The 23859-nt window shown below is 66.9% G+C and carries 16 protein-coding genes and 2 pseudogenes; 9 read left to right on the top strand and 9 right to left on the bottom strand.

Features of this window, described 5'->3' with window-relative positions; genetic code table 11:
• Positions 1-113: 113 nt before the first annotated feature.
• The gene (locus tag EDD34_RS09725) at positions 114-695 is read right to left on the bottom strand and encodes a TetR/AcrR family transcriptional regulator (protein WP_123814381.1); all 582 of its coding nucleotides are present in this window, start codon (positions 693-695) and stop codon (positions 114-116) included.
• A 169-nt stretch (positions 696-864) separates the two neighbouring features.
• Positions 865-2196, bottom strand: coding sequence for a glutaminase (locus EDD34_RS09720; protein WP_123814380.1), 1332 nt, complete (start codon positions 2194-2196; stop codon positions 865-867).
• Between the two features lie 262 nt (positions 2197-2458).
• On the opposite strand from EDD34_RS09720, the gene EDD34_RS09715 reads away from it, so the two are divergent.
• From EDD34_RS09715 to EDD34_RS09680, 6 genes are all read left to right on the top strand, one after another.
• Positions 2459-5245, top strand: coding sequence for an AAA family ATPase (locus EDD34_RS09715; RefSeq protein ID WP_211341543.1), 2787 nt, complete (start codon positions 2459-2461; stop codon positions 5243-5245).
• Between the two features lie 185 nt (positions 5246-5430).
• Complete coding sequence (locus EDD34_RS09710) at positions 5431-6408, top strand: MsnO8 family LLM class oxidoreductase (RefSeq protein ID WP_123814378.1); 978 nt, start codon at positions 5431-5433, stop codon at positions 6406-6408.
• Between the two features lie 504 nt (positions 6409-6912).
• Positions 6913-7848: a cold-shock protein gene (locus EDD34_RS09695; protein WP_123814377.1), complete on the top strand. Its 936-nt coding sequence runs from the start codon at positions 6913-6915 to the stop codon at positions 7846-7848.
• A 680-nt stretch (positions 7849-8528) separates the two neighbouring features.
• On the top strand, positions 8529-9245 hold the full coding sequence (locus EDD34_RS09690) for a DUF4253 domain-containing protein (protein ID WP_123814376.1): 717 nt from the start codon (positions 8529-8531) through the stop codon (positions 9243-9245).
• Between the two features lie 421 nt (positions 9246-9666).
• Positions 9667-10233, top strand: a complete 567-nt coding sequence (locus EDD34_RS09685; RefSeq protein ID WP_123814375.1) for a hypothetical protein — start codon at positions 9667-9669, stop codon at positions 10231-10233.
• A gap of 226 nt (positions 10234-10459) precedes the next feature.
• On the top strand, positions 10460-11071 hold the full coding sequence (locus EDD34_RS09680) for a hypothetical protein (protein ID WP_123814374.1): 612 nt from the start codon (positions 10460-10462) through the stop codon (positions 11069-11071).
• A gap of 100 nt (positions 11072-11171) precedes the next feature.
• Here the strand turns inward: EDD34_RS09680 and EDD34_RS09675 are convergent, their stop codons facing one another.
• From EDD34_RS09675 to EDD34_RS09660, 4 genes are all read right to left on the bottom strand, one after another.
• A complete protein-coding gene (locus EDD34_RS09675) occupies positions 11172-13850 on the bottom strand; it encodes a phospholipase D-like domain-containing protein (protein ID WP_123814373.1) in 2679 nt (892 codons plus the stop codon).
• Positions 13831-15315 (bottom strand): hypothetical protein, encoded by a 1485-nt coding sequence (locus tag EDD34_RS09670; protein WP_123814372.1) that lies wholly within the window; start codon positions 15313-15315, stop codon positions 13831-13833. The genes EDD34_RS09675 and EDD34_RS09670 overlap by 20 nt, the downstream gene beginning before the upstream one ends.
• 183 nt (positions 15316-15498) lie before the next feature.
• Entirely contained in the window at positions 15499-16335 is an 837-nt protein-coding gene (locus EDD34_RS09665; RefSeq protein WP_123814371.1) for an HNH endonuclease, read from the bottom strand.
• Positions 16332-17180 (bottom strand): EcsC family protein, encoded by an 849-nt coding sequence (locus tag EDD34_RS09660; protein WP_170177027.1) that lies wholly within the window; start codon positions 17178-17180, stop codon positions 16332-16334. The genes EDD34_RS09665 and EDD34_RS09660 overlap by 4 nt, the downstream gene beginning before the upstream one ends.
• A 355-nt stretch (positions 17181-17535) precedes the next feature.
• Between EDD34_RS09660 and EDD34_RS09655 the strand changes: the two genes are divergently transcribed.
• Positions 17536-18861, top strand: a complete 1326-nt coding sequence (locus EDD34_RS09655; protein ID WP_170177026.1) for an RES family NAD+ phosphorylase — start codon at positions 17536-17538, stop codon at positions 18859-18861.
• Positions 18862-19101: 240 nt separating this feature from the next.
• Here EDD34_RS09655 and EDD34_RS09650 read toward each other — a convergent pair whose 3' ends face one another.
• Entirely contained in the window at positions 19102-19722 is a 621-nt protein-coding gene (locus tag EDD34_RS09650; RefSeq protein WP_123814368.1) for a toll/interleukin-1 receptor domain-containing protein, read from the bottom strand.
• 381 nt (positions 19723-20103) lie between these two features.
• Positions 20104-20400: pseudogene (locus EDD34_RS09645) on the bottom strand (transposase); the annotation flags it as partial.
• 121 nt (positions 20401-20521) lie between these two features.
• On the opposite strand from EDD34_RS09645, the gene EDD34_RS09640 reads away from it, so the two are divergent.
• Positions 20522-22153, top strand: a complete 1632-nt coding sequence (locus EDD34_RS09640; protein WP_123814367.1) for an IS1634 family transposase — start codon at positions 20522-20524, stop codon at positions 22151-22153.
• A gap of 13 nt (positions 22154-22166) precedes the next feature.
• A pseudogene (locus EDD34_RS09635) lies at positions 22167-23168 on the top strand (ATP-binding protein); the annotation flags it as partial.
• Between the two features lie 220 nt (positions 23169-23388).
• Here EDD34_RS09635 and EDD34_RS09630 read toward each other — a convergent pair.
• Complete coding sequence (locus EDD34_RS09630) at positions 23389-23859, bottom strand: hypothetical protein (RefSeq protein ID WP_123814366.1); 471 nt, start codon at positions 23857-23859, stop codon at positions 23389-23391.

Raw genomic sequence — 23859 nt, 5'->3', positions numbered from 1 at the left:
AAGCCATCCAAGAGGCTGTGGCCGGAACATGGTCAACTTCTCTCCGGCGGTTTCTCTTCCTGTCCACCAGGCACCTGTTCACGTGCGAGCGCGTCCGCGCAGATGCCGAGGGCTCAGAGCGGCGCGCTGAAGTTGCCGTTGGTGGCGAGGTCGAGCAGGAGGCGGCGGGCGGTCGCGATACTCGCGCCGTCCTCCTCCCCTTGGAGGGCGGCAGCCGCGACACCCTCGGCGGCCCGCCGAACGATCTGGATCAGCTCGGGGCTGAGCCCGTCCATGGCGAACTGCTCGCTCCACCATGCGTTGTGCTCGTCGATGACCTCGGCAACGGCGGGAATGGCACGCAGGCCGGTCCAGTTCGACACCCACGCGAGGTCGCGTGCGGGCACGGCCTCGGCGCTCGCCGCGAAGAGCGCGCGGACATAGGCGCGAAGCATCTTCCCGGGATAGTTCTCGGAGAGGTCGAGATGGGCGAGGACCGCCGTCCGGAGTTTTTCGAACAAGTCCTCGACGACGGCGATCACGAGCTGGTCCCGGTTGCCGAAGTGATGGATCAGGCCGCTCTTGGACACTCCGGCGATCGAGGCGACCTCGGCCAGCGTGACGGCCGTGCCCTTCTCGAGGATCAGCTGGGTCGCAGCGTCCAGGACCGCACGGCGCGTGCGTTCCGTATTGCGCGTCTGCCGCCCTCCGGCCACGGAAACACCTGCCTGTCATCGGTCGAACTGACCAGATGGTCGATACTACACATCGGTTCGGCTCTCCGTTGCCGGGTCGGTCGGAGCTGCGCGGATCTGCCGGGCCTCGGATGCGTCATCGGCCGACGGCCCCAGCCGCTGGATGCGAAGCGCCGGCCGTTCTCATGCCCTAGGTCTCAGTCGGTGGGCGCCCGTCGCTCCCGAGCGTCCCGAGCGTCCCGTGCGGCCGGCTCGCGACCTGCTCGAGATCGTCCACGACGGTGATCCGGCCGCCGTCACCAGGATCCGGATCGGGAACCATCGCCTCCGGATCCACGAGATAGACCTCGCTCCCGTCCAAGGTGAGTCGGCGCGCGATCTCGAGGAGCATTCGTCGTGCCACGTCGTCGATCGACGAGACCCTGGTGAGGTCGAGAACCACCCTGCTTTCCACGGGCGTGTCGTCCACCACCTCACGGACGATCCGCTCGGCTCCGGCAAAGCGGATCCCGCCCTGAAGCTGGATGACTCGGAGCGCACCCGTGCCGGCTTCCCGGACGTGATTGGAGCTCACGACGGCACGCGCGGCGGCCGGAACCTCCATGACATGCAAGCCCATGTCCGAGGAGAAGCGTTCGAACAGCGCGACGCCACGAACGCTGTTCCCATGGGAGTCCAGCCGTGGTGAGAAGGTCGCGATGCCGATCTGGCCGGGCAACGCGCCGATGAGCCCTCCGGCCACGCCACTCTTGGCAGGAATACCTACCTGAGTCGCCCAGTCACCGGCGGCGTCATACATTCCGCAGGTTGCCATCACACTGAGCACCTGCCGCACCACCGAATCGGCGACCACCCGGTCGCCGGTGAGAGGGTTGATACCGCGGTTGGCCAACGTCGCGGCCATCATGGCCAGGTCTCGCGCGGTGACCAGCACGGAACACTGCTTGACGTAACCGTCGACCACGGCTCGTGGATCCTCGTCGAGGATTCCGTAGCTCCTCAACATGTGAGCGATCGCGAGGTTCCGGTGCGCGTTGTCCATCTCGGAGGCGCATACCGCCGCGTCTACCGTCAGGGGGCGGCCGGCGAAGGCCGAGAGACCACGAACAACCCGGTCCACGCGCTCGTCCGGCGGCAGCAGCCCGGCGCCGACGAGCGCGTGGGTCGTGATCGCACCGGCGTTGATCATCGGGTTGCGAGGACGCCCGGTACCTCTCTCCAGGGATATCTCGTTGAAAGCTTCCCCCGACGGCTCGACACCGACCTTCGCGAGCACGGTATCGAAACCGGAATCGTCGAGTGCCAACGCGTACGCGAACGGCTTGGAGATGGACTGGATCGTGAACTCGGTGTCGATATCTCCCGCGCCGTACACGCGACCGTCGACCGTGGCGAAGACCGCTCCGCTACGCTCGGGTTCCGCCACGGCGAGCTCGGGGATGTAGTCCGCCAGTTCCCCGGATGTGTTCGATGCCACATCGTGGAGAACCTGGTCCAGATAGTCCGGAATCATCGACTGCACGCGTCCTCCTGGTGCTCAGATGCCATCTCCTGGGAGCAGCGTCGGGCCTGTCACTTCACGAGCTCGCCGCAGCGAGGTCCGGCTGCGCGCAGTCAGTCGACACCGTGTTGCCGGAACACGGTCAAGACGTGCCCGCGAACCGCGGCGCCGCATGGCGGTCGACTTCCTGCGCCGTTCGGGTCCCCGAAGGAGGTCACCTCGCCGGGACTCACGACGCGCCCGACCCGTCATAATGGCGGTGGTAACCACATGGTTCAGGTCGGTGAGCGACCCGGAGGAGAGCGAACTGTCGACACTTCTGGGCCGGCAGGCGGAATGCCGCCAGGTCGAGCAGCTGCTGCGCGAGGCGAAGGCCGGGCACAGCGGCGCCCTGGTGGTGCGCGGCGAGGCCGGTATCGGCAAGACCGCGCTCTTGGAGCATCTGCGCACCAGCGCCGGGGCGCTCGGGTTCCGCATCGAGACGTCGACGGGCATCGAAGCGGAGACGCAGTTCGCCTATGCGGGGCTGCACCAGATCTGCGCTCCGCTCCTCGACCGCATGTCCGCGCTGCCGGAGCCGCAGCGACTGGCCTTGGGAGTCGCGCTGGGCCGCGAGGCCGGCCCCGCCCCCGACAAGTTCATCGTGGGCCTGGCAACCCTCGGTCTCCTCTCCGACGCCGCCGAGCGAAGCGGCCTGCTCTGTCTCGTCGACGACGCCCAGTGGCTGGACCGGGCCTCAGCCGAAGTGCTCACCTTCGTCGCGCGCCGCGTCGACGCGGAACGGATCGCGATGGCGTTCGGCGTCCGCGACAACGGTGAGGACCACACCGTCTTCGCCGGCCTGCCCGAGCTGCGTCTGAACGGGCTGTGCGAGGCGGATGCCCGCGCGCTGCTGGACTCGGCTGTCGCGGCGCCGCTGGACGACGACGTGCGGGACCGGATCATCGCCGAAGCCCGTGGAAACCCGCTCGCGCTGCTCGAGCTTCCCACCCACTCCCGGCCCGCGCGACTCGCCGGCGGCTTCCAGCACCCCGACGTCTCAGACATCCCTGGGCGCGTGGAGACGGAGTTCCGGAACCGAGCGGGGGACCTGCCCGGCGAGACCCGGACGCTGCTGCTGATCGCCGCCGCGGATCCGACGGGAGACCCGTCCCTGCTCGCCCGCGCCGCCGCCCATGCCGGCATCGCTCCTGAGTCGGCGTCGCCCGCCGAAGCCGCCGGGCTGATCGAGATCGGCACCCGGGTACGTTTTCGGCATCCCCTGGTGCGCTCGGCCGTCTATCGCGCCGCCCGGCACGCGGATCGCCACCGCGCACACGCCGCGCTGGCGGCCGCCACCGATTCCGCGCTCGAACCCGATCGGCGGGCGTGGCATGCCGCTCAGGCGGCATCCGGATTCGACGAGCGAATCGCGGCGGAGCTCGAGCGATCCGCGGCAAGAGCGCGTGCGCGTGGCGGCTCCGCGGCCGCGGGGGCGTTCCTGCAGCGGTCGACGGAGCTGACACCGGATCTCGCCGACCGCGCACGACGAGCACTGGAAGCCGCGCACGCACTGCGCGAGGCCGGTGCACCGGAGCCGGCGCTCGACCTCCTCGCGACGGCCGAGGCCGGACCGCTCGACACGCTTCAGCGCGCCCGGGTGGCACTGCTGCGCGCGCAGATCGTGTACCACCTGAACCGGCATCGAGAAGCACCGGCGATGCTCTCCGAAGCCGCGGTACGGGCGGCCCGGAACGATCCGGAGCTGGCTCGTGAGATCCGCCTCGGCGCGCTCGACCTGTCGATGATCTACGGTGATCCGATCGGCCGGATCGTCGCGCGGGCAGCCCTTGACGACCCCGCGATCGAGGGCGTGACGCGGCCGATGGACAGGTTGCTCGTCGGGCTGGCCACGACGATGGTGCACGAGTTCTCCTCGGGCGTGCCCGCCCTGCGGGACGCACTGGCGTCGTTGCGCGACGTCGGAATTCCGGACGATCAGCCCCGGCTGCGGCCGGGATTCACCGCCAGGCGCACCATCGGGATCGTCCACGACCTGTCCGGCAGGATCGCCGTCGGGATTCTCGACGATGAGCTCGCTCACGACCTCACCGAGGCCTACGTCCGCTCCGCGCGCGCGGCCGGGGCCCTCGCCGTACTTCCCGCGGCACTGAGCCTGCACGCCAACGTGCTGATCATCAGCGGCGAGATCGCTCGGGCGCGCGAACTCGTCGCCCAGTCGATCTCCATCACGGAGGCCACGGGGGGTGTCCGGAGCCGTCACTCCGAGACCATCCTCGCCGCGTGGAGCGGCGACCGGGCGACCTCGATCCGGCTGCACGACGTCACCCTGCGGGATCCCAGCCATCCCGCGAACGGTGCGGAGGTCGGCCTGGCGAAGTACGCGACGGCCGTGCTCTACAACGCGCTCGGCGAGTACACCAAGGCACAGCACGCGGCGGAGGCGACCTGCGCCAGCCTCGAACTGTCGTTGAGCACTATCGGCCTGGCCGAACTGATCGAGGCGTCGGCCCGTGCGGGCGACCCGGACACCGCGGCGAACGCGCTCCAGCGGTTGACGGCACGGGCCAAAGCCTGCGACACGGCCTGGGCACGCGGCCTGGAAGCGCGCTCACGCGCGCTGACGACCGTGGGCCCCTCGGCCGAGGCACATTATCGGGAGGCGATCGCGCAGCTGGAGGCGTCGCGGATCGCCGGCGAGGCCGCACGGGCGCACCTCGTCTACGGAGAGTGGCTTCGTCGCGAAGGCCGACGCCAGGATGCTCGGGATGCGCTCCGAACCGCGCACGACCTCCTTTCGGCCATGGGTGCCGAAGCTTTCGCCGCCCGCGCCGCCAACGAGCTGCGCGCCACGGGCGAGCGCCCCCGCAAGCGCATGACGCAGTCGACCGATGAGCTCACGGCTCAGGAACTGCAGGTCGCGAGGCATGTGGTCACGGGCGCGACGTCGCGGGAGGTCGGCGCGCAGTTGTTCCTGAGCCCGCGGACCATCGAAGCGCACCTCCGCAGCATCTACCGCAAGCTGGGGATCAAGTCCCGCCGCGAGTTGCGGGAGGTCCCGCTGCCGTGACCATCCTGGTGTGCTGCGCACCCGGGCGCTGATGCTCGTCGCCCTCGGTTTCCTCCGCCGCCTGGCGCAGGCAGGCGTAGAAGTCGGCGAACCACCCGGGGAATGTCCCGCCCGGCCACCAGGTTCGCCTCGACGTACCGGCGACCCGAAGGACCCAAGGACCCAAGGACCCAAGGACCCACACCATGCGCATATCGCTCCTGGACCGCACGCGCACCCGCCTCGGAGAGTCGGACGGCGACGCGGTCGCCGGGACGATCCACCGCGCAGCCCGGGCCGAACGCCTCGGGCTGCACCGGTTCTGGGTGGCCGAGCACCACTCCGTCCCCGGTATCGCGAGCGCCTCACCCACCGTGCTGCTGGCCGCGATCGGCGCGCGGACCCGCACCATCCGTGTCGGCACGGGAGGCGTCATGCTCCCCAACCACAACCCGCTGGTGGTGGCCGAGCAGTTGCGGCTGCTCGAGGCGCTGTACCCGAGGCGGGTCGACGTCGGCATCGGGGCGTCCCTGGCGTTCAAGTCCTCGATCCGACGCGCGCTGGGCCACACCACCCTGGACCCGGCGGAGCACGCGAGCGCCGTCGAGCGGCTGCGTTCCTACCTGTACGGCGGGCCCGACGACGACGTGGTCGCCCGGCCGCAGGTCGCCCCGCCGCCGATGTTCCTGCTGGCGATCAAGGACGGGCTCGGGCTCGCGGCGCGGCTGGGACTGCCGGCGGTCATCGGTGGACCGCTGCTGCGGGACACCGCGGCGACCGACGCGTACTTCCGCGACTTCAGTCCCAGCCCGGCGGTGCCGGAGCCGTACCTGGTGGCGAGCGTCGACATCGCTGTGGCGGACTCCGCCGATCGCGCACGTGAGCTGCTGCTGCCCGAGATCTGGGCACTGGCGAGCTCTCGGGAGACCGGCGGCTTCACCGCCCTGCGGCCGGTCGACGACGTGCGGAGGTTGCTCGACACCGCTACCCCGAAGGTTCGCGCTGCGGTGGACCGTGGGTACGACTCGGTGATCGCCGGCACCGCAGGCCAGGTGGTGGCAGAGGTTGCGGCGCTGACCGCCCGGACCGGTGCAGCCGAGGTGATGGCGACGACCAGCACCTTCGACCGGGACGAGTTGGCGGAGGCCGACGAGGCGCTCGCTGCGCTCCAGAACGGGCGGTGAGCTCGGTCGCTCAGGTACTCCCGTGCGAGTACACGTCACCTCCTGTGGGCGGACTCGGCCGCCATGCTCGTCAGCGCCGTCAGGCGATACGGCTCCGGCCAGTCGGCCGTCGTCGCGCTCGACGACGTCACCAGCGTTCCCGGCGGGGAGGTTCACGGCGGTGAGGGGCCCGTCGGGTTCGGGCAAGTCGACGATGATGCACTGCGCCGCCGGGCTGGTCCGGCTGACGTCGGGACGCGCGTTCGTCGGCAGCACCGACGAGGCGATCGCCGCCGCCTCCGACGGTGACGTCCTCATCTCACCGTCGATGGCCAAGCGGTTGGTCACCGACCTCGTTCGCCGACCGATCAGCCGTCCGGGACACTCGGGTCCCCTCGATGTCCTGAGCGAGCGGGAGCGCGAAGTGCTCGCCGAGGTCGCACGCGAAACGGCTGGACCCACCCGTCCGGGGTTCTGTCAGGGACACTGGACGACAGCAATGTCTGCTGAGATGAGGAGTCTGAAGTGCCCCAGGGAACTGTCCGATGGTTCGACGCCGACCGTGGGTTCGGCTTCATCGACCTCGGGAACGAGGCCGAGGACCTGTTCGTCCATGCGTCGGAGATCGTCGGCGACGACGGACCGAAGTTTCTCCGCGAGGGGCAGGCTGTCGAGTTCGAGGTGGGCGAGGGTGAGCGTGGCCCGCAGGCGCGCCGTGTCCGTGTCACGGGCGACCGTGCCCCCGGCGCGCCCGTGGGCGTGCTCGGCACCGTCACCTGGTACGAGCCGGCCAAGGGATACGGCTTCGTCACGCCCGACGACGGTCGCGTCGAGATCTTCGTGCACAGCTCGGCCATCGTCGGGGGCGGTGTGATCTCGGAGGGGCAGCGGGTGGCGTTCCTCGTCGTCGACGGGGAGAAGGGGCCGCAGGCGGACCACCTGCTGCCGCTCGGGGCACAGGCCGCCCGGCATGCTGTGCCCTCAGATGGCGCGGACGGCACGGTGTCCTGGTACGACGACACCAAGGGCTTCGGGTTCGTCGTACCCGACTCGGGTGGCGAGGACGTCTTCGTCCACGTCAGTGCCCTCGGCCCGGGTTTGACCGAGCTGCCGGAGGGTGCACGCGTGACGTACGACGTCTTCGACGGCGACAGAGGGCCGAATGCCCGCAACGTGCGGCTCGTGGGCGGCTCCGGGAGTGCGCGCGCGGCCACCGACCGTGGCCGGTCGAGCCGCCCCGCGACATCGGGCGGGCCTGTGCGCGGAGGTGAGGGCACCGTCGCGCGCTACGACGCGGAGCGCGGTTTCGGCTTCATCACCCCCGACGCCGGTGGCGTGGACCTGTTCGTGCACGTGTCGGTCCTGCAGAACACCGAGGCCCTGGAGGAGGGTGATCGGGTCCGATTCAAGGTGCGCCAGAGTGACCGGGGGCCGCAGGCCGACCGTGTCGAACTGGAGTGAGCTGTGATGTCCCGCGACATCGTGGACAGTTCTGTCGCGGGGAATCGTCAGCCAGGGTGGGACTGCACGGAAACGGCTTCGCCAGCGGGCATAAAAAACGCCCCTCACCTGGCGTTTCAGGTGAGGGGCGATCGGTCGGGCTGACAGGATTTGAACCTGCGACCCCTTGGAGGTTTCGCGGGCTCCCGAAGCCGACCAAACATCTCTAGAAACTCTTGGATTCCATTGGAACAGTGCGTGTCGGCTCATGTCGACGGCTGACAGCCTAGCGGACTGGCTCGGGTCCGTACGGGTTGTATCTGATGAGTTTCTGATGACCTGCTGTTTCACGGCCGCGAGTCCGCTGCCAAGTGCTTGGCACACTATTAGCGGGCGAGTGTTGGGATTTCCTCAACAACACCGGGTGCACGCCTGGCGGAGGTCGCCTTCCCGTGCCCGACCAGGTCTGCATCCCTGCCAGGGTGGTCCGCCACGATCCGTCCCACGGCCGCAACCACCCGCGACCGCATCTGTGCCGCAGCTGTCGCCCATCGATGTCACAGGTCCCCAGTACCGTTCGGGCCGTGACACACGAGGACTTCCCGGCCTTGCCCGACGGGCTACCGCCCGGCCATCTCATCCGTACAGCCGATGACGGATGGACACCTGCTGCTGCCGTACACGGCAAGGCCCTGCTTTGGATGTCCGACGCGCCGGTCGACGATGCCGGCGCGTCATGGATCCGGCTGCGGAAGGACCACGAGCAGTCAGGCCTGTACCCGGTACTGCTGGAGCACGACGACGACCGCGCCTGGCACGACCGGTGGTCCCTCCCCAAGACCGTCGATGTGCTTGAAGCAACGGATCCCGAGACGGCCCTGCGCACGCTGTGGAACCAGCTCCAGGACGATCGCGAGCCCGAGAAAGACGACGAGGACGAGATACCCGAGGACGAGTGGCCGTCCGGCCCGTGGCCAGGTCTCGCCCCACGCGGCACCGGTGACGCCGATCCCTGGTCCATGGCCGAGCAGTATGCGGCTCATCTCCAGGACGACGAGGACTTCCACCGCCGACCACGTCGGTGGCATCTCGGTCTGATCCGCGCCCACGACGGCGCCAGCGCACTCACACTCGCCGGCTGGGACGGAACGTGCAACCACACCAACGACACCGAGCTGATCTCCGCTGCCCTGGCGTCCTGGGGCGAGCGCTTCGGCGCACGCGTGGTCGGCCTCGGGCCCGACACGCTCTGGCTGTCGGTCGCTCACCCGCCGCAGAACCTCGGCCATGCCTTGGCCGTGGCACGCGAGCACTTCACGTTCTGCCCCGACAACCTCTGGCAAGGCGGCCACGACACCATCGACAAGTACGCTACGGCCCTCATCGGGATGAATGCCTGGACGTTCTGGTGGGACTGAGTACCTCAGACGTTGAACTGTGCATTGCGCCTCTGACCTGCTGGTTCGTCTCTTGCGGAATGCGAATGGGGCACCAGCGGGGTTTCGGCGCCAATCGGCTAGTCGCAGCCGCCGACCAAAGCCGACGGACGTGACGAGGAGGCCCGATGGGAGTCACTCGTCTTGCACGAGCGGGGTGCTCGCGCACCTCAAGGGTACGGCTCTCCTGCTGTGCCGCAATCAGATCAGGCGGACCGGCACGACCGGCTTCGGTCTCCTCCCGGTTGACTCCTGGGCCCGCGAGATCGTGCCCACGGCAGCACCCGCGCAAAGCCTGCGAGGCGCCTGGCTCGCTGCAAAACGAATCCAGACACGCCCGACTACTCCGGCATTCACGAGGTGCCGAGCCTTCGGCGTGCGGCTGCATGAGTACGATTCGGAGATGCTCCCACAGGACATCTTTCCCGGCGTGACCTGGCACCACGGGGTCAGCCTCGCGACGATATTGGGAGCAGCCGCGTCGTCGGCCGCAGTCATCTGGGCGGTACTCAGCACTCTGCACGAGCGCCGGGAGAGGAAGGCTGCTCAGGACGCACTCCAGACGGAGCGTCGCGAGGCTCGCGAAGCGGCGACGCGCGTCCAGGCTGATCGTGTCGTTGCCTGGTACGAGTCGGTCGCTGATGACCGGGTTAAGGAGTACGACGGCGGAGCGATCAACCCGCGAGTCGGCCGGAGGCAGACCCTGTTTGTCCAAAATCACTCAGACGCACCGGTGTTCGACGTGAACGTCGTGATGGTCGACGATGAGCACAGGCGGAACGAGATCTACCGGGCGAAGGTACTGCCGCCTGGGAACATCAAGCACGATCTGGGTATCCGGTCGGACATCCCCGACTTGATGATCGTCATGTATTTCAACGACCTCGCCGGCCTGCGGTGGGAACGCTGTGACATCGGGCATGCCGAGATAGCTGACGCATCACTGGCGGAGGCAGACCCCGCGGTATAGGCGTAGGGAAATGTTGAGGGATCTCGAATCATCACTGTCGCCGTCCCAGCGCCGCGCGGCGGCGCCTGGACGGACAAAGCCACAGCACGCTGCGAGGTGGCATGTCAAGCGCAGCTCTCTGCAAACCTGGCTCGCCCCCAGGCGAAGCGCGAGGTTGCGGCTTCAAAGGCCACTACCGAGCGCCCCAATCATCGGATGCAATCGGGCGCAGAATGGGAGATAGGACGTGAACGAGGCACTCTGGGGCGTCGTGATCGGTGGCGCGATCGGCTTCTTGACCGCTCTCAGCTCGGCCGTCATCGGGCCCTTGCTCGCGGCGCGCCAGGAGCGGCTCAGGGAACGGGCAGCGCGGCTTCACAAGGCGATCGAGGGATGTCGGGAGCCGTTGACTGCGTGGTCAAGCGCTGTCACCGACGTGGCCGTGGAGCTGCCCTCATCAGAAGCGAACCGGCCGGCGCTGGCCAATCCGCTACGAAGCGCGCTGAACGCATTCACCATCGTCAACGACGACGCGCTGCGACGCTCCGTGGCAACGGCGATCAGTGAGGTAGGCCGGGCGACCTTCGCTTCAGAGTGGGTCACGTACAAGGCGAGTTCAGCGACCCCGCCGCAAGAGGTACTCGACGAGGTAGCGCGTGTAGCGACTGCTGCCGACCTCGCCGTGCGTGACGTCTGGGACAGAGCGTTGGACCTGGCAGACCCACCGTCGATATTCCGACGCCTCATGCGACGAGCGGAGAGCCATCGAGCCCTCGGGCGTGACGAGCAGATTGAGCAGGCCGTGAAGGCGCTCGGGGAAACACGAAACCTGGCAATCCGACTCAAGGGAGAGCGGTAGCCGTCGGGGCTGATGCTAGCGGGCCCTGATGCCTTCGTCACCACCAGTCCCGCCGTCGCTGACCATAGTGCTCGGTCTCATGCCTCGGGCCCGCCTCCGCTTATCTGCTGGTACCCAGTCCGACGCTCGTCAGTACGTGGTGGGCCGTCTGCGAGATCTCCATCCATGGTGGCTTGTCGATCCGGGCTGCTGCTTCGGTGGCTTGGTTCGCTTGGATTCCTGTGGGTGAGACGAGAGCGCTAAGCTGGTAGGTCTTCCAGACCTGCCGCGGGCCGAGGTAGTCCTCGGCTACGAGAATGTCCTGGTGGCGGGCGTAGCGTCTCCGTTCGGGACGCCGCCCCGCGTAGACCACGATGCCGACTGACAGATGGCTCGGTACTTGCTCCATGGCGTGGGCCGCGACTTTGAAGGGAGCTCCGCTTCGTGCCTCGATCATGAGGCGACCGTCGTCTTCCAGGTCGACTTCCCAGTCGGGATGTTCCCGTTGGAGGAGACGGGTGATCTCCGGCCACGGATTCATCGCAGCCGCCGCCTCGAGATGGTCCATGACAGCCCGTGACAACGTCGTAGCGGCCTGGCTGCCGTAGATGCTGCGCACGATCACGTCCACCCGTTCGGCGTCGACTTCGTCCAGTATGGGGCGGAGCCGGTCGACAAGCTGGGCGTATTGACGCCCGGTGCCGGTGCGCCGGTCGGGAGGTGCGCCCTGGTCGAGACGGAAGAGGCACACGGCGGCCAGGGATGCGAGTTCTGCCTGCAGCAGGTCGGGAACGTCGTCGTTCCTGAGACCGGAGGTGGCGTTGTGGAGGGATGGGAACCAGCCGGCTTCGTCGTCCCAGACGGGCGCGAGTGAGGCGATGAGGATCAGGCGTGTCAGGGTGAGGCGGTCCAGCGTCGGTCTGTTCTCGATGTCAGTGACGAGGCGCGTGACCCAGCTGCGGAACCGTCGCTGCTGCTGGACGGTGACCAGTTCGGTCGTGCCCTGCTGGTCGGTGGCGTCGTCGGCGTCGGTGTTGGCGTCGAGTTCTTCGGCGGTGTGTTCATCGTCGAAGTCGGCCTCGTCGGCATCGAACTTGTCCGCCCAAGCGGGGACGCCCACGGCAGCCTTGGTGGAGATGCTTGTGCTCAGGTGCGGGAGGATGAGCCCGCCCGATGCTTCGTGGGCGAGCGTCGGGCCAAGGCGTGCGATGGCGTCCTGGGAGTATCGTGCCCAGGCCTCCTCATCGTCGAATGTGCGATGTGATGACGGCCTGCCGGCCGCGGCGGGGTCGTCTGTCGTTGGTGTGCGGATGTCGGTTCTGGGGGCAGCGTGGTGCTCTCGGGTCACGTGGTCGAGCGTGCGGGTCCATGCCTCAAGCAGAGCAAGGTCGCCGAACAGCGACTGCCAGTTGACATCGACGTTGTTGGCCGTCGAGCGTCGTGGGGGGATTCGGTGCACGACCGCGTCGGGGTCGCTGAGGAAGTGGGTCGGCCCGCGGACGGTGCTTCCGTCCAGGTCGTACCGCAGGCGCAGGCGCGATCGTGCTCCCAGTGGCCTGTCCGGGACCAGGTGTGCGCTGGCCTGGCCTGTGGCGACGTGACCGAGCAGGCTGCTCAGCTGCGGTTGGTCGTTGTACTCGCTGACTTCCACCTGGACGGGAAGCGGTGCGGGGCGTGAGAGTTCGACCAGGACTCCGTCACCGTCCAGCGTCGCTCCCAGCAGGATCGGGAGGGACGTTCCTGTCGATGGGAGCTCTCCGGGCGGGGTGAGGATCCTTGTGACGGGAATGGCCGCGGTCTCCAGCGCAGGGCCGTCGCCTGGGTAGAGGGAGCGTGGGGTCGTGGTGACGACACCGACCTCGCAGTTGCCGCCGGATGCGAGACCGCGCAGCAAGGCCGCTCCCGTCAGGTTCGGCGAGCCGGCAAGAACCCACCGCGAACCGTCGGTGACCGCCTCGATCAGTTTGCCGTGGCGGTAGCCGTGTCCGGCATCGTGCCAGACCAGTTCGACAGAGCGAGCGGCGGCTTCGCGGGTGAGCATGTTGGGGTCAAGGATCGTCTTGCCTGGCTGGACTGCAATATTGACTCGCGATGGCGTGTAACGGTCCAGGAGTGCAGCAAGGGCTGCCCCGCTGTGGTCGTGGAACGGGGCGTACAGCAACAGTTCATCGACCGGCCCGTTGGGAAGTTGATCAAGAATCGGCCCGATCGATGTGGTGACCAGCCGCTGCCCGGTCTCCACCACGGGCCCGGCCTCGAGCAGGCGGCCGATGGCCAGATGGACACGCTGGACGGACTGACGTGCACCCTCGCTCATGCGCAGCCCAGCCAAGGCCCCCAGCCAGGAATTGACGTCAGCCACAACCGCCGGGATGCCCTCATCCCTGGACCCGGATGCAACGAACAAGGTCTCCTCGTTGCTGAACCAACCGCCAGCCGTTAAGTTTCCCGAGCCGACGGCGACCAGGAAGTGCTCGCTGCCGACGAGAACTGACACCTTGGGGTGGAAAGCGGTCGCGAGATCGACGACCCCGACGCGGTAGCTGCTTCCTGCGGAGTGCACCGCGACGGGGTCGGGTTCGTACCGGGATCCGTCAGCGATCACCGTGACGGCCGCGCCACTGGCTCGCACCAGCCCGAGTACCCGCTGCTCGAAGAACCCCAGGTCGAGGTTGAACGTCGTGAACAACGCCTCGCTGTAGGGGCGGTCCTGGATGTCCTTCAGGGCGAACAGATGCGCCTGCAGTGAGGAGGCTGCGGCAAGGCGCCCTGAGGGATTGTCATCCGAGGAGACCTCCACGGGGACCCACCTCCCATCGCCCGTCTACGCCGGTCTGGAAGATCCCCGTCTGTCGCCCCATCGACAACAGCTGCGCCCAGCGCAACGGCGGCTCACCAGTTGCTACACCGTGCACGCGTATGACGAGATCGTCCTGCACCAGGACGCGAAGCGGCATGGTGAAGCGGCCGTCCCGTTGGTAGCGCGACTTTGCCAGCGTGGCACGGTGGGCTCGGTTGATCATCACCCGGGCGAGCCATATGGCGAAGTCACGCAGACTCTGCGTGCGCCGGTCAGCGATCACGTCGTGGACCCACCGCGGGGCGAGCTCCTCCTTCTCGGACCTCCTGCCCGGCGGCCCGACGAAGCCCAGACGGACCGGCCCGTTGATGTCGGTCAACGCTTCGAACCGCTGAGCACCGAGGAGGATGGTCGCCAGATGCCGCCGCGGTGCGGGCCATGCGGCGATCTCGTTCTCCGCTGGGAGCGGGGCACCCTTGTCATCCACGGCTGGCGGCAACGCGTCGAGGAAGTCCCCGAGTGTGCCGGACGGAAGCTCCTCGGCAAGGCATTCACCGAGCTGCGCGATCGTCATCGGGCCCTCGTTGAGATAGCGGCACAGGTAGGCGAACAGGTCCCGCCATGCGGTCACGGACATCGCCCGCAGCCGGATGCCCCGCCAGCGCAGCCAGTTGTCCGTACTGTGCGGATGCTCCGTGACGGCGGGGTCGAACATGACGAACCTGCCCAGGTCCGCCCGCGATCGGATCTCTGCCTGCTCCATGGCGGTCGCGAACAGCCGCATCACCTGTCCGAGGTTGCCGGCGACCGTGCCGATCTCGTCTGGGCGGCCGGCGAACCGACCCGCCAGGAGCTCACCGTCGGCCGAGGTCACGGCCTGACACAGGCACAAAGCTGCGTGATCACGCACGTCGTCGAGACCGAGACGGGACGCGGCGGCAAGGTCCAGCACCGCGCCGAGCGCGCCGTGGACGATCGTGTGGTCATAGGCCGGGCCAGGAGCGAGAGCGCCTTGTGCGAGGAGTCCGAGTCCGGTCTCCGATCCGACATACGGCCCCAGGAAGCCGGTGGCTGCCTTCGCGTATCGTCCGGCTTCGGTTCCAGCCGCGACCGCCAGATCGACAGGGCCGTGGCTCAGCGCGGTCAACAGGCGGTCCCGTCCGTGTGGTGCCGGATACCACGAGTGATGGCCCGGCTGCCCGTGATGCGCCATACAGATGAGGGCATAAGCCACCTCCACACGGCGCAGCAGCCGCCGCATCCCCGGCGTATCAAGACGCCGCCGCTTCGCCTCATCAACGACCAGAGGATGCAGGGCGTAGTACCGGGCCGTGGTCGTCACCGTGGTGACCCCCGGCGCGTTCACCGAGACCGCCGCGTTCAGATACTGCTCCACAGCCAGCGGAAACAAGCCCCTGATCGGGTTCGTAGAGCCATCGACCCATCCCGGCCCGTCAACGATCACACCCTGCTCCTGACGTCCGCACCACGTCGGTCGGCCGCGGCTCGCCGTAGCCGCAGCACCTCGACATCGGATCGAACCGGCACCTGACCTGGCCGGCAACACATGACTGCCACGGCAACGACCCACTTTCGACGACGCGTTAAGACCAGGAACGAACGCCTGGTTCCTGCAGGCGCACCTGCGCTACTCACGTTGCGCCGTAGCATCGCGGTGCTCCTTGAGTCGCTGTCGTGAAGGCCAGTGACGTCTTGACTTGGGAAGCTCGATCGCCTTCCCGGCGAGCCTGCGGTACTGACTCTTGGCGATCTCGCCGGCCAGGCAGACCTTGTACTCATCGTCCAGCCACAGCAGACCAAGGTCGAAGAGGTTGTGGATGTCGGCCCGCAGGAGCAGGCCGTTGCTCACCACGTTCGTGGCCGCGCCGTCGTACGGCTCGATGTGCGCGGCCTGCAACGTCGCCAACACATCCGATAGCGTGACCGCGCACCGCCCCTCGTACGCCTTGAGGAGCATGTTGCGGAAGGCCGCCTGCCCCTGCCTCTGGGTCACCATCCGGGTTCGCAGAAGAAACCTCTTGTGTCCGCTGGCTCTGGACGGCCGGTCATCGGGTACACGCTGATGGATCGTTGCCAGCTCCGGGGTCGTGGCGCGGCGCATCTGCCGCAGCGGCGTCTCCAGCGGTAGTGGCAGTGGGGTGACTGCGAGGTCTTGGCACTCGCGGCTGCTGAAATCGAGCGTGAACCAGTACTGCCTGTTCTCCCACTCAGGCTCGGACACCACGACGCCTACGCCAATGACCGCAGAGCGCGGCCTGTTCTCGCGCACCCACACCAGATCGTCGAGCTCCACCGGGTGCTGCATGCTGGTCCGCCAACGTCGCCCCGGGCCGTACTTCTCCTTGCCCCACATATCGGCGGCTTCACCGGACAGGAGCAACACCGGCTCCAGCGGTTCCCCGTCCGGGTCGGTGTCTCCCCAGTTCGCGGAGTCGGTTCCCACCGGGTAGAGCCAGTCGGTCATGCCACGACACCGTCCTCGTCATCGTCCCGGTCATCGAGGACGTCCTCGACGATCTCCACGATGCTGATGGCCTCCCCGCTGTCCCGAGTCTCCGGTGCTGGTGTGGGGCGCAGGATGAGTTCACCCGCGCCGAGTTGCGGATACTTGTCTTTGAGGAAGCGGCGGCGGTAGACCCTGTTGGCCTCGTCGACGATCGATTCCACGGTCGCGGCGTTCATCGTGGCGCTGACCGCGATACCGACACCGGGCACCACCTTGCCGAGCGTGTCCTTGGTGAACTTAACCCCGAACCGCTTGGCGAACTCCGTCAAAGCCTTCGCGATCACCGATGCATCCAGGCGCGACCATGACGCCCCGCGGTAGAGCAACTGGGTGAGCCTCGACAGATCCTTCAGGGCCGCCGCGCGCGTCGCGGTCGTGGTCGCGGCCCCGACATTGATCACCGCTCGGATGATCAGCTTCTCCGAAGGGTCCTCGGGGTCGTAGCCATAGGACAACGCAACGTGCCCGACGGCGCGCGACGTGATTCCCAGGATCGCCGCCGCATCGGCCGCGATCGCGCCCACGACCGTCAATGCTCCCGGAGCAGCACCTGCGCCGCTGCCGGCCACGATCACACCACCGGTCAGGGCCAACGCCGTAGCCGCACCCGAGGCGGAGGCCGCACCGGCGTAGCCCAGGTCGAGATTGCGCGCCCGGACCTTGTCCACCAGCTCCAGATCCAAAGCCCGCACGTCACCCAGCGCCGCCACATCATGCCCGGCTGCCACGTGCTTCTTGACAACGCGCTCAGGAGTCAAACCGATGCGCGAAAAACGCGTCAGGAACGACTGCGCGCTGCCCACCGCACCTGACGCCCACGCCTCGACCGCCTCCGGAACCGCATCACCCACCCGACGCGCCGTGTCCCCAGCCGAATCCCGCACCTTCTGCAGCGCCGCACTCCGGTCCACGACCTTCCCAGCCCGCTCCCCCGCCCAACCCACCACCTGCGAGGTCGCGTTCCCCACAGCCCGCGACGCCCGAGTCAGCGGACGAACACGAGCCGACTCCAACGCATCCCACGCACGACGCTCATACCTCGACGGCTCCGGCATGCAGCACACAGTAGGCCCCACACACGCCCATCCGGCCAGATCGGCGCCAAAATCACCCTGCGCCCAGCGCCCCAGACGTTCGTGCAGACCGGCGTGCGGTCAAATGGCCGAGGCAACTGACGGCCAGCAGACGCACGTGGCATGGTTCTATGTCCGCATGGGGTTCTTCAGCGAAGAGTCGATCACTCGCTCGGAACGCGGCGAGGTGCTCTGCACCGAACACTTCCTCGACGTCAGGCTCGCAGAACGGATCGAGGAGCAAGAGTCTGGAACCTGCTTCTCCTGCGGACGTGACGACGACGAACAGCGGGTCCCAATGTGGAAACTCTTGGAGGAGTGCCGCCGCATCATCGAGCACCACTTCGAATCCCCGCCAGCCCGAGGCACCGTCACATTCGACACGAGAATGGTTGTCAACCACGCCTTCCATCGGTACGTGTTTGACGGCTCAAGCGAGTTCCGCATCCTGAAGTGGCTGACCGAGAAATTGGGAAACTACCGCTGGTGCGATCGCGGCGACCGGATCGACCAGCTGAGTCCGCTCGCGGGGTGGAATACCTTTCGTGATGTTGTCGAACACACATCGAGAGCGGCGTTTCTCCACCAAAATTCCAGACCCTTACCCAACGGTCATGTCGCATCCGACTTCGTCGACCGATTTCTTGACATAATCCGACGGAACACCCTGATAGCGGATCTGCCTGCTGATCGTGAAGTTTTCCGAGGACGTCTCGTAAGTGAGTCCGAAGCTGATGCGCTCATAGACACGAGCGCTTTTGGAAACGAAATCCCCGATTGGCTGCGAGAGAAATACCTGTCCGCTTCGAAACTCGGTGCCGCTCCAGCAGGCATGGCAGGCGTTAGCCGTTATAGCCCAGCTGGCGTCTCAATGTTCTACGCCTCACCCAGGCCCTCAACAGCAATGGCGGAGATCGCGGCACACGACTATACGCGAGATTACGCGATTATGGGAAAATTCCTCACGGTCCGGAAACTGAGCCTCCTCGACTTGACCAACCTGGAATCCAAGCTGCCCAGTGTCGCAGACACCGACCGCTCCTTGGCGCGCCAAGAGGTTCTGTTCCTACTCGACTTCGTTCAAGACATCACCCAGCCAATCAAGCCGGACGGCCGCGAGCACATCGGGTACGCCGCAACGCAGCTCATCGCTGAGCTGATCCGTTTCGCAAAGTCGCCGCAAGTAGACGGCATCGCACTCCCAAGCGCACAGGACAATGGCGCGACCACCTGGGTATTCTTCAAAGGAAGCGAAGCAGCCAGTGATATCACCCCCTCCGGCGAGTACGAAGACGAGGTTGCATTCAAACTCGACCCCTCCAACGACTGGCATCTTCGGCGAGTTCACCGCAGACTGCCCTCGGACGAGGTGTTCAGCCCACTGCAGAGCTGGTCAACTCTCGATGAGTGAGACAGATCAAGCGGGGCCCTGGCCTGGGAGGACGACAGTTCGCACCCTGTCCACCCGCTCGGGAAGACCGGAAAACGACACCGGCCGCCACTCCCGTCGCGGCCAACGCGCTCGGTCGAATCCGACATGCAACAAGCAACGAGAGTCGGCCCGCACATTTCGACGTTCTGGGAACAAACGTAGCCGTCCAGCCCAGTGCGTAGTCGTCGGGAGTGCTCGACGGCAGTCCCCAGGCTCTCGCTAGCCAATGATCTCTCCGCCATCCACCCAGTCGCATTCTGTGCACCGTAGACCGGCGTAAGTGTCGTCCCTCTCGTGATCCACCTGGGACCAATTCTCCAGAGCGCTCGCCTTTGCTCCGCACTGCGGGCACGCAATCGCAACGCCGTAGCCCGGGTTGTAGGCGAGATCGCCGAGCGTCTCGATCCACCGTTGCAGTCCGCGCAGGCGTTCGGCGTCGTCATCGATCTGCATGATCGCGCAGACTGCGCCGTCTTCATCGCCAGCCCGCAAGTCGAACCACTTCAGGTCCTTGAGGAGTGGAGGCACGTCCGTGTCATCGAGCCGCAGAACGATGAGCCGGCGGGACCTATCATCCGAAATCCAGCCATTAATTGCAGTTAGGTACTCTCGTTGCACCCATGCCGACTTGCTGGCCGACCTCGACCAGAAGAGTGCGAGGACTTCGTAATTGTCGAGCGCTGTGCTGATAGCTCCCGGTACCGATTCGCCATAGCCAATAGACCACTCGTCAAAGAACACCTCCCCTCCAAGAACCTGCACCTGCAGCGCGACCGGGCGCACGGCGTCCTTATCGGACGTGGCGTGAGAGATGAAGTACTTGGTTCCGGAGGCGTCCATAGCCGGGATCCTGCCACCGCTGCACAGCGGGTGCTCTTTGGGCTGCGACTTAGCGCACAGTTCTGCTTGGGTGGGGCACTTGTGTCGTTCGCGTGTTGAAGTTGGCAGGCCGCCATCCGAGCGCCTCCCGCCTGCCACCTAGGGATATAGTGAGCTTGGGGATCGACCGATCTCTCTGGGTGTTCTATGGCTACTCAACAGCCGTAGAAAACGACGGACCCTCACCGAGCCTGGCTGGGTGGGGTTCGTCGCTGTGATCACGGTCCCAGCACAGGTGAATGGCATCGCTGTGGCCGGGACCTCAGGCATCCTCGCTGCCGGACCGTGGTCGCGGCTGGGTCAGTTCAAGGCGTTGATTGAACCGGCCCGGGTTCTCTGCCGCTACTTTGCGGGTTCGGGCTCTCGGGTGAGGGCCTCGTAGTGGAGCGTCTCGAACTCTATCGGGGTGAGCATCCCGAGCGAGCCGTGGAGACGCCGGTTGTTGTACCAGTCGACCCAGCCGGCGGTCGCGTACTCGGCGTCGGCGAGGGTCCGGTAGGGGCCGGGGTGGAAGACGGTGGTGCGGATGCACTCGGTCTTGTACAGGCCGTTGATCGTCTCGATGAGGGCGTTGTCGTAGGCGTCGCCGACGGAGCCGATCGAGGGCGCGATGCCCTCGAGGGCGAGGTGCTCGGTCAGGCGAATCGCCTGAGCTTGGTCACCTCGTCGGGATTTGCGGGGCGGCAGGCGGTTGACCTGGAGTGATGCTGGTGGAGGGGGTGTGGTTGAGGCACTAATTGGTGCCTCGTAGGCTCGCGTGGTGGCGTGGATTCGGCGGGTGCGGACGGCGTCTGGTGCGACGGCGGTGCAGATCGCGGAGTCGGTGGCCGGGCGGCGGCGGATCGTGGAGCATGTCGGTTCGGCGCATTCGGAGGCCGAGCTCGGCGTACTGCTGGAGCGTGCCCGGGCGTTGCTGGACGATCCGGGTCAGGGTGTGCTGGACGTGGGCGTTGAGCCGATGCCGCAGGTGGCGCGGCTTGTCGGGGCGGGTGAGGGAACGCTGTTCGAGGATCCGGCCGCGGCCGGGCGGGTGCCGGCAGGGCGGGTGTCTGCGACCGCGTCACCGCTGTTGTTCGATGCCCTGTGTGGTGTCTTCGATGACCTGGGATTCGAGGCTGTGGGCGATGAGACGTTCCGGGACCTGGTGATCGCCCGGATCGTGGAGCCCACCTCGGTCCTGGACACCGGGCGGGTGTTGCGGGACCTGGGCCGGAAGCCTGCAAGTGAGAAGACGATGCGCCGGACACTGGCGCGCTGTGTCGGGCGCGGCTATCGGGACCAGGTCGCCCGCGCCTGCTTCGACCACGCCCAGTCCAGCGGGGACGTGTCGCTGTGCTTGTACGACGTGACCACGCTCTACTTCGAGGCGGAGAAGGAAGACGGGCTGCGGAAGGTCGGCTACTCCAAGGAACGCCGGGTTGACCCCCAGATCGTGGTCGGGCTGCTGGTCGACCGGTACGGGTTCCCTCTGGAGATCGGCTGTTTCGAGGGGAACAAGGCCGAGAAGCACACGATCATCCCGATCATCGAGCAGTTCCAGGCCCGTCATCAGATCGAGGGCGTGGTCGTGGTCGCTGACGCCGGCATGTTGTCCGCGTCGAACCTGGAGGAGCTGGATGCCGCCGGGCTCGGGTTCATCGTCGGGTCGCGGGTGACCAAGGCGCCGATCGATCTGGAGTCCCACTTCCGCTGGTACGGAGACGCGTTCGCCGACGGGCAGGTGATCGACACGATCACGCCGAAGACGGGGAAGAACGCCGAGAACGATCCGATGCTGCGCGCCGAACCGGTCTGGGACAAGGCCACGCATCGCTCGTCGTGGCGGGCGGTGTGGTCCTTCTCCCGCAAACGCTTCGTGCGGGACAACAAGACCCTGACCCTGCAGGCCAACCGCGCCCGCGACGTCATCGACGGCAAGAAGGCCGTCAAGGCGACCCGGTTTGTCACCACCCGCGCCGGGACCCGCCGGCTGGACGAGAAGGCCCTGGCCAGGGCCCGGTCACTGGCCGGGCTCAAGGGCTACGTCACCAACCTGTCCGTCGACCTCATGCCCCCGGCCGAGGTGATCGGCTGCTACCACGACCTGTGGCACGTGGAGCAGTCCTTCCGGATGAGCAAGACCGACCTGGCCGCCCGGCCCATGTTCGCTCGCACCAAGGACGCGATCGAAGCCCACCTGACCATCGTGTTCACCGCCCTGGCCGTAGCCCGCGAAGCTCAGAACCGCACCGGGCTCGCGATCCGGAACATCGTGCGCCAGCTCCGCCCCCTGCGATCAGCCACGATCACGATCAACGGCACCACCGCAACGTTCCCACCCGAAATCCCCAGCCCACAGCAGACCGTCCTGGACGCGCTCAACCCGCGCCGATCTCAGGCACTAAGCGAATGACCGAACTCAGGCCAAAGGCGAACACACCCTCATCGCCGAGGCCGTCGGCGGCCAGGCAATCCAGCTCGGCCCAGGCCTGACAGCCCGGCTCAATCCCCTCGATCCCGGCCCGCGACCCTCACGCCTGTCCGACGACGAATGGACGGTCCAGGTCCGGGCCCGACGGCGCGGCCTGCTCGGCGCGCTCGCCGAGACAACCCTCGGACGGACCCTCTCGCCGGTGGAGCACACCACGATCGACGTTGCGCTCACGGCAGCCGTGCACGCCTCCGGCGGCGCTCCCGTGCTGCCCGCCGTCGTCGACCGACTCCTGACACCGGACCGCGCCGAAGATCCCGACGGGCGGTTGACCGAGGACGGTCGCCCCGTCGCTCACGCTCTGCGGCGCCTGGTTGCCGGTGATTTGGCAGGCATGTTCGACGGTCCCTCGACAGTCGAGTTCGACCCGAGTCTGCCGATGCTGTCCCTGGACCTCTCGCGCGTCTCGGAAAACACCACCGCCATGAGCGTGCTGATGACCTGCGCCTCGGCATGGATGGAGTCAGCCCTTGCCGATCCCGACGGCGGACAACGATGGGTCGTGTACGACGAGGCATGGCGGCTCATGGCCCACCCGGCGCTGCTGCGCCGGATGGACGCGCACTGGCGCCTGGCCCGCCACTACGGCATCGCCAACCTGCTCGTCTTCCACAAACTCACCGACCTGGACAACGTCGGCGACGCCGGCTCCGCCGCCCGAGCATTGGCGACCTCGCTGCTCGCGAACGCCGAGACGAGAGTGATCTACCGCCAGGAGACCGACCAACTCGGTCCCACCGCCACCGCACTCGGGCTCACCGCGGCCGAGACCGCACGGCTGCCGCACCTCGGCCTCGGGCAAGGACTCTGGAAGATCCGCAACGACGCCGCGATCGTGCAACACCAACTCCACGACATCGAAGCCGAACTCTTCGAGAACGGACGGATGGGCCGACATAGACCCCGTGACACCAGAACGCCGTCAACGGCGCAATGAGACTGAACGCAATGCCCGCGTCCACGCACCCAGGAGCAGATGACGGCAACATCGTTCACGAACGAGACTAGCTGCGACTTATCGCGGGCATGACTATCCCAGCCCTCCCACCGGGTACCCCCGGAGTCCGATCGCAGAGAGGTGGGCCCTCCCGGCGAGCCTACCGTGGAGCATTCCGAAATTCACGGGCCTAGTCTAGTGGGATAGGAGCAATTGCCCTTCAGCACGAGTCCTTCAAGTCGACATCTTTTTCATTCTTGACAAAATCGATGATGTCAGAAGAATCGGGGTCACCTCCCGCCTGAACTCGCAGCACATCGACGCCATCAACCTCGCTCGGAAATAGTATCAGAGGCGCTCCGGCCCGACCCGCTCCATCCGTGCCAGCATATATGCGACCCCGATCCACTTCGAAATAACCACTGATGGATACAGAACCGTCGCCGTGCAATTCGGATTGATCCCATACATAGGGGGCGGGAAAGTTGCATGCAGAAAATTCTCCTGCGTCGCCGAACCAAATTCGAGTCGGATCACCCTGCTCATTGTCGGTTCTGCCCCACACTCCGGACAACTCTTCAGACGTCAGGTCGACAGGGGTTCCGAGGTCGACCGGAACGTTAAGCGGGGCGCAGCCGACTAGCGCCATCACGAGCACAGCCACCGAGCACAGCAATCTCGTCCGACTCAT

This window comes from Myceligenerans xiligouense (assembly GCF_003814695.1).
Taxonomy (GTDB): domain Bacteria; phylum Actinomycetota; class Actinomycetes; order Actinomycetales; family Cellulomonadaceae; genus Myceligenerans; species Myceligenerans xiligouense.
This window is presented reverse-complemented; position numbering and strand designations above follow the sequence as displayed.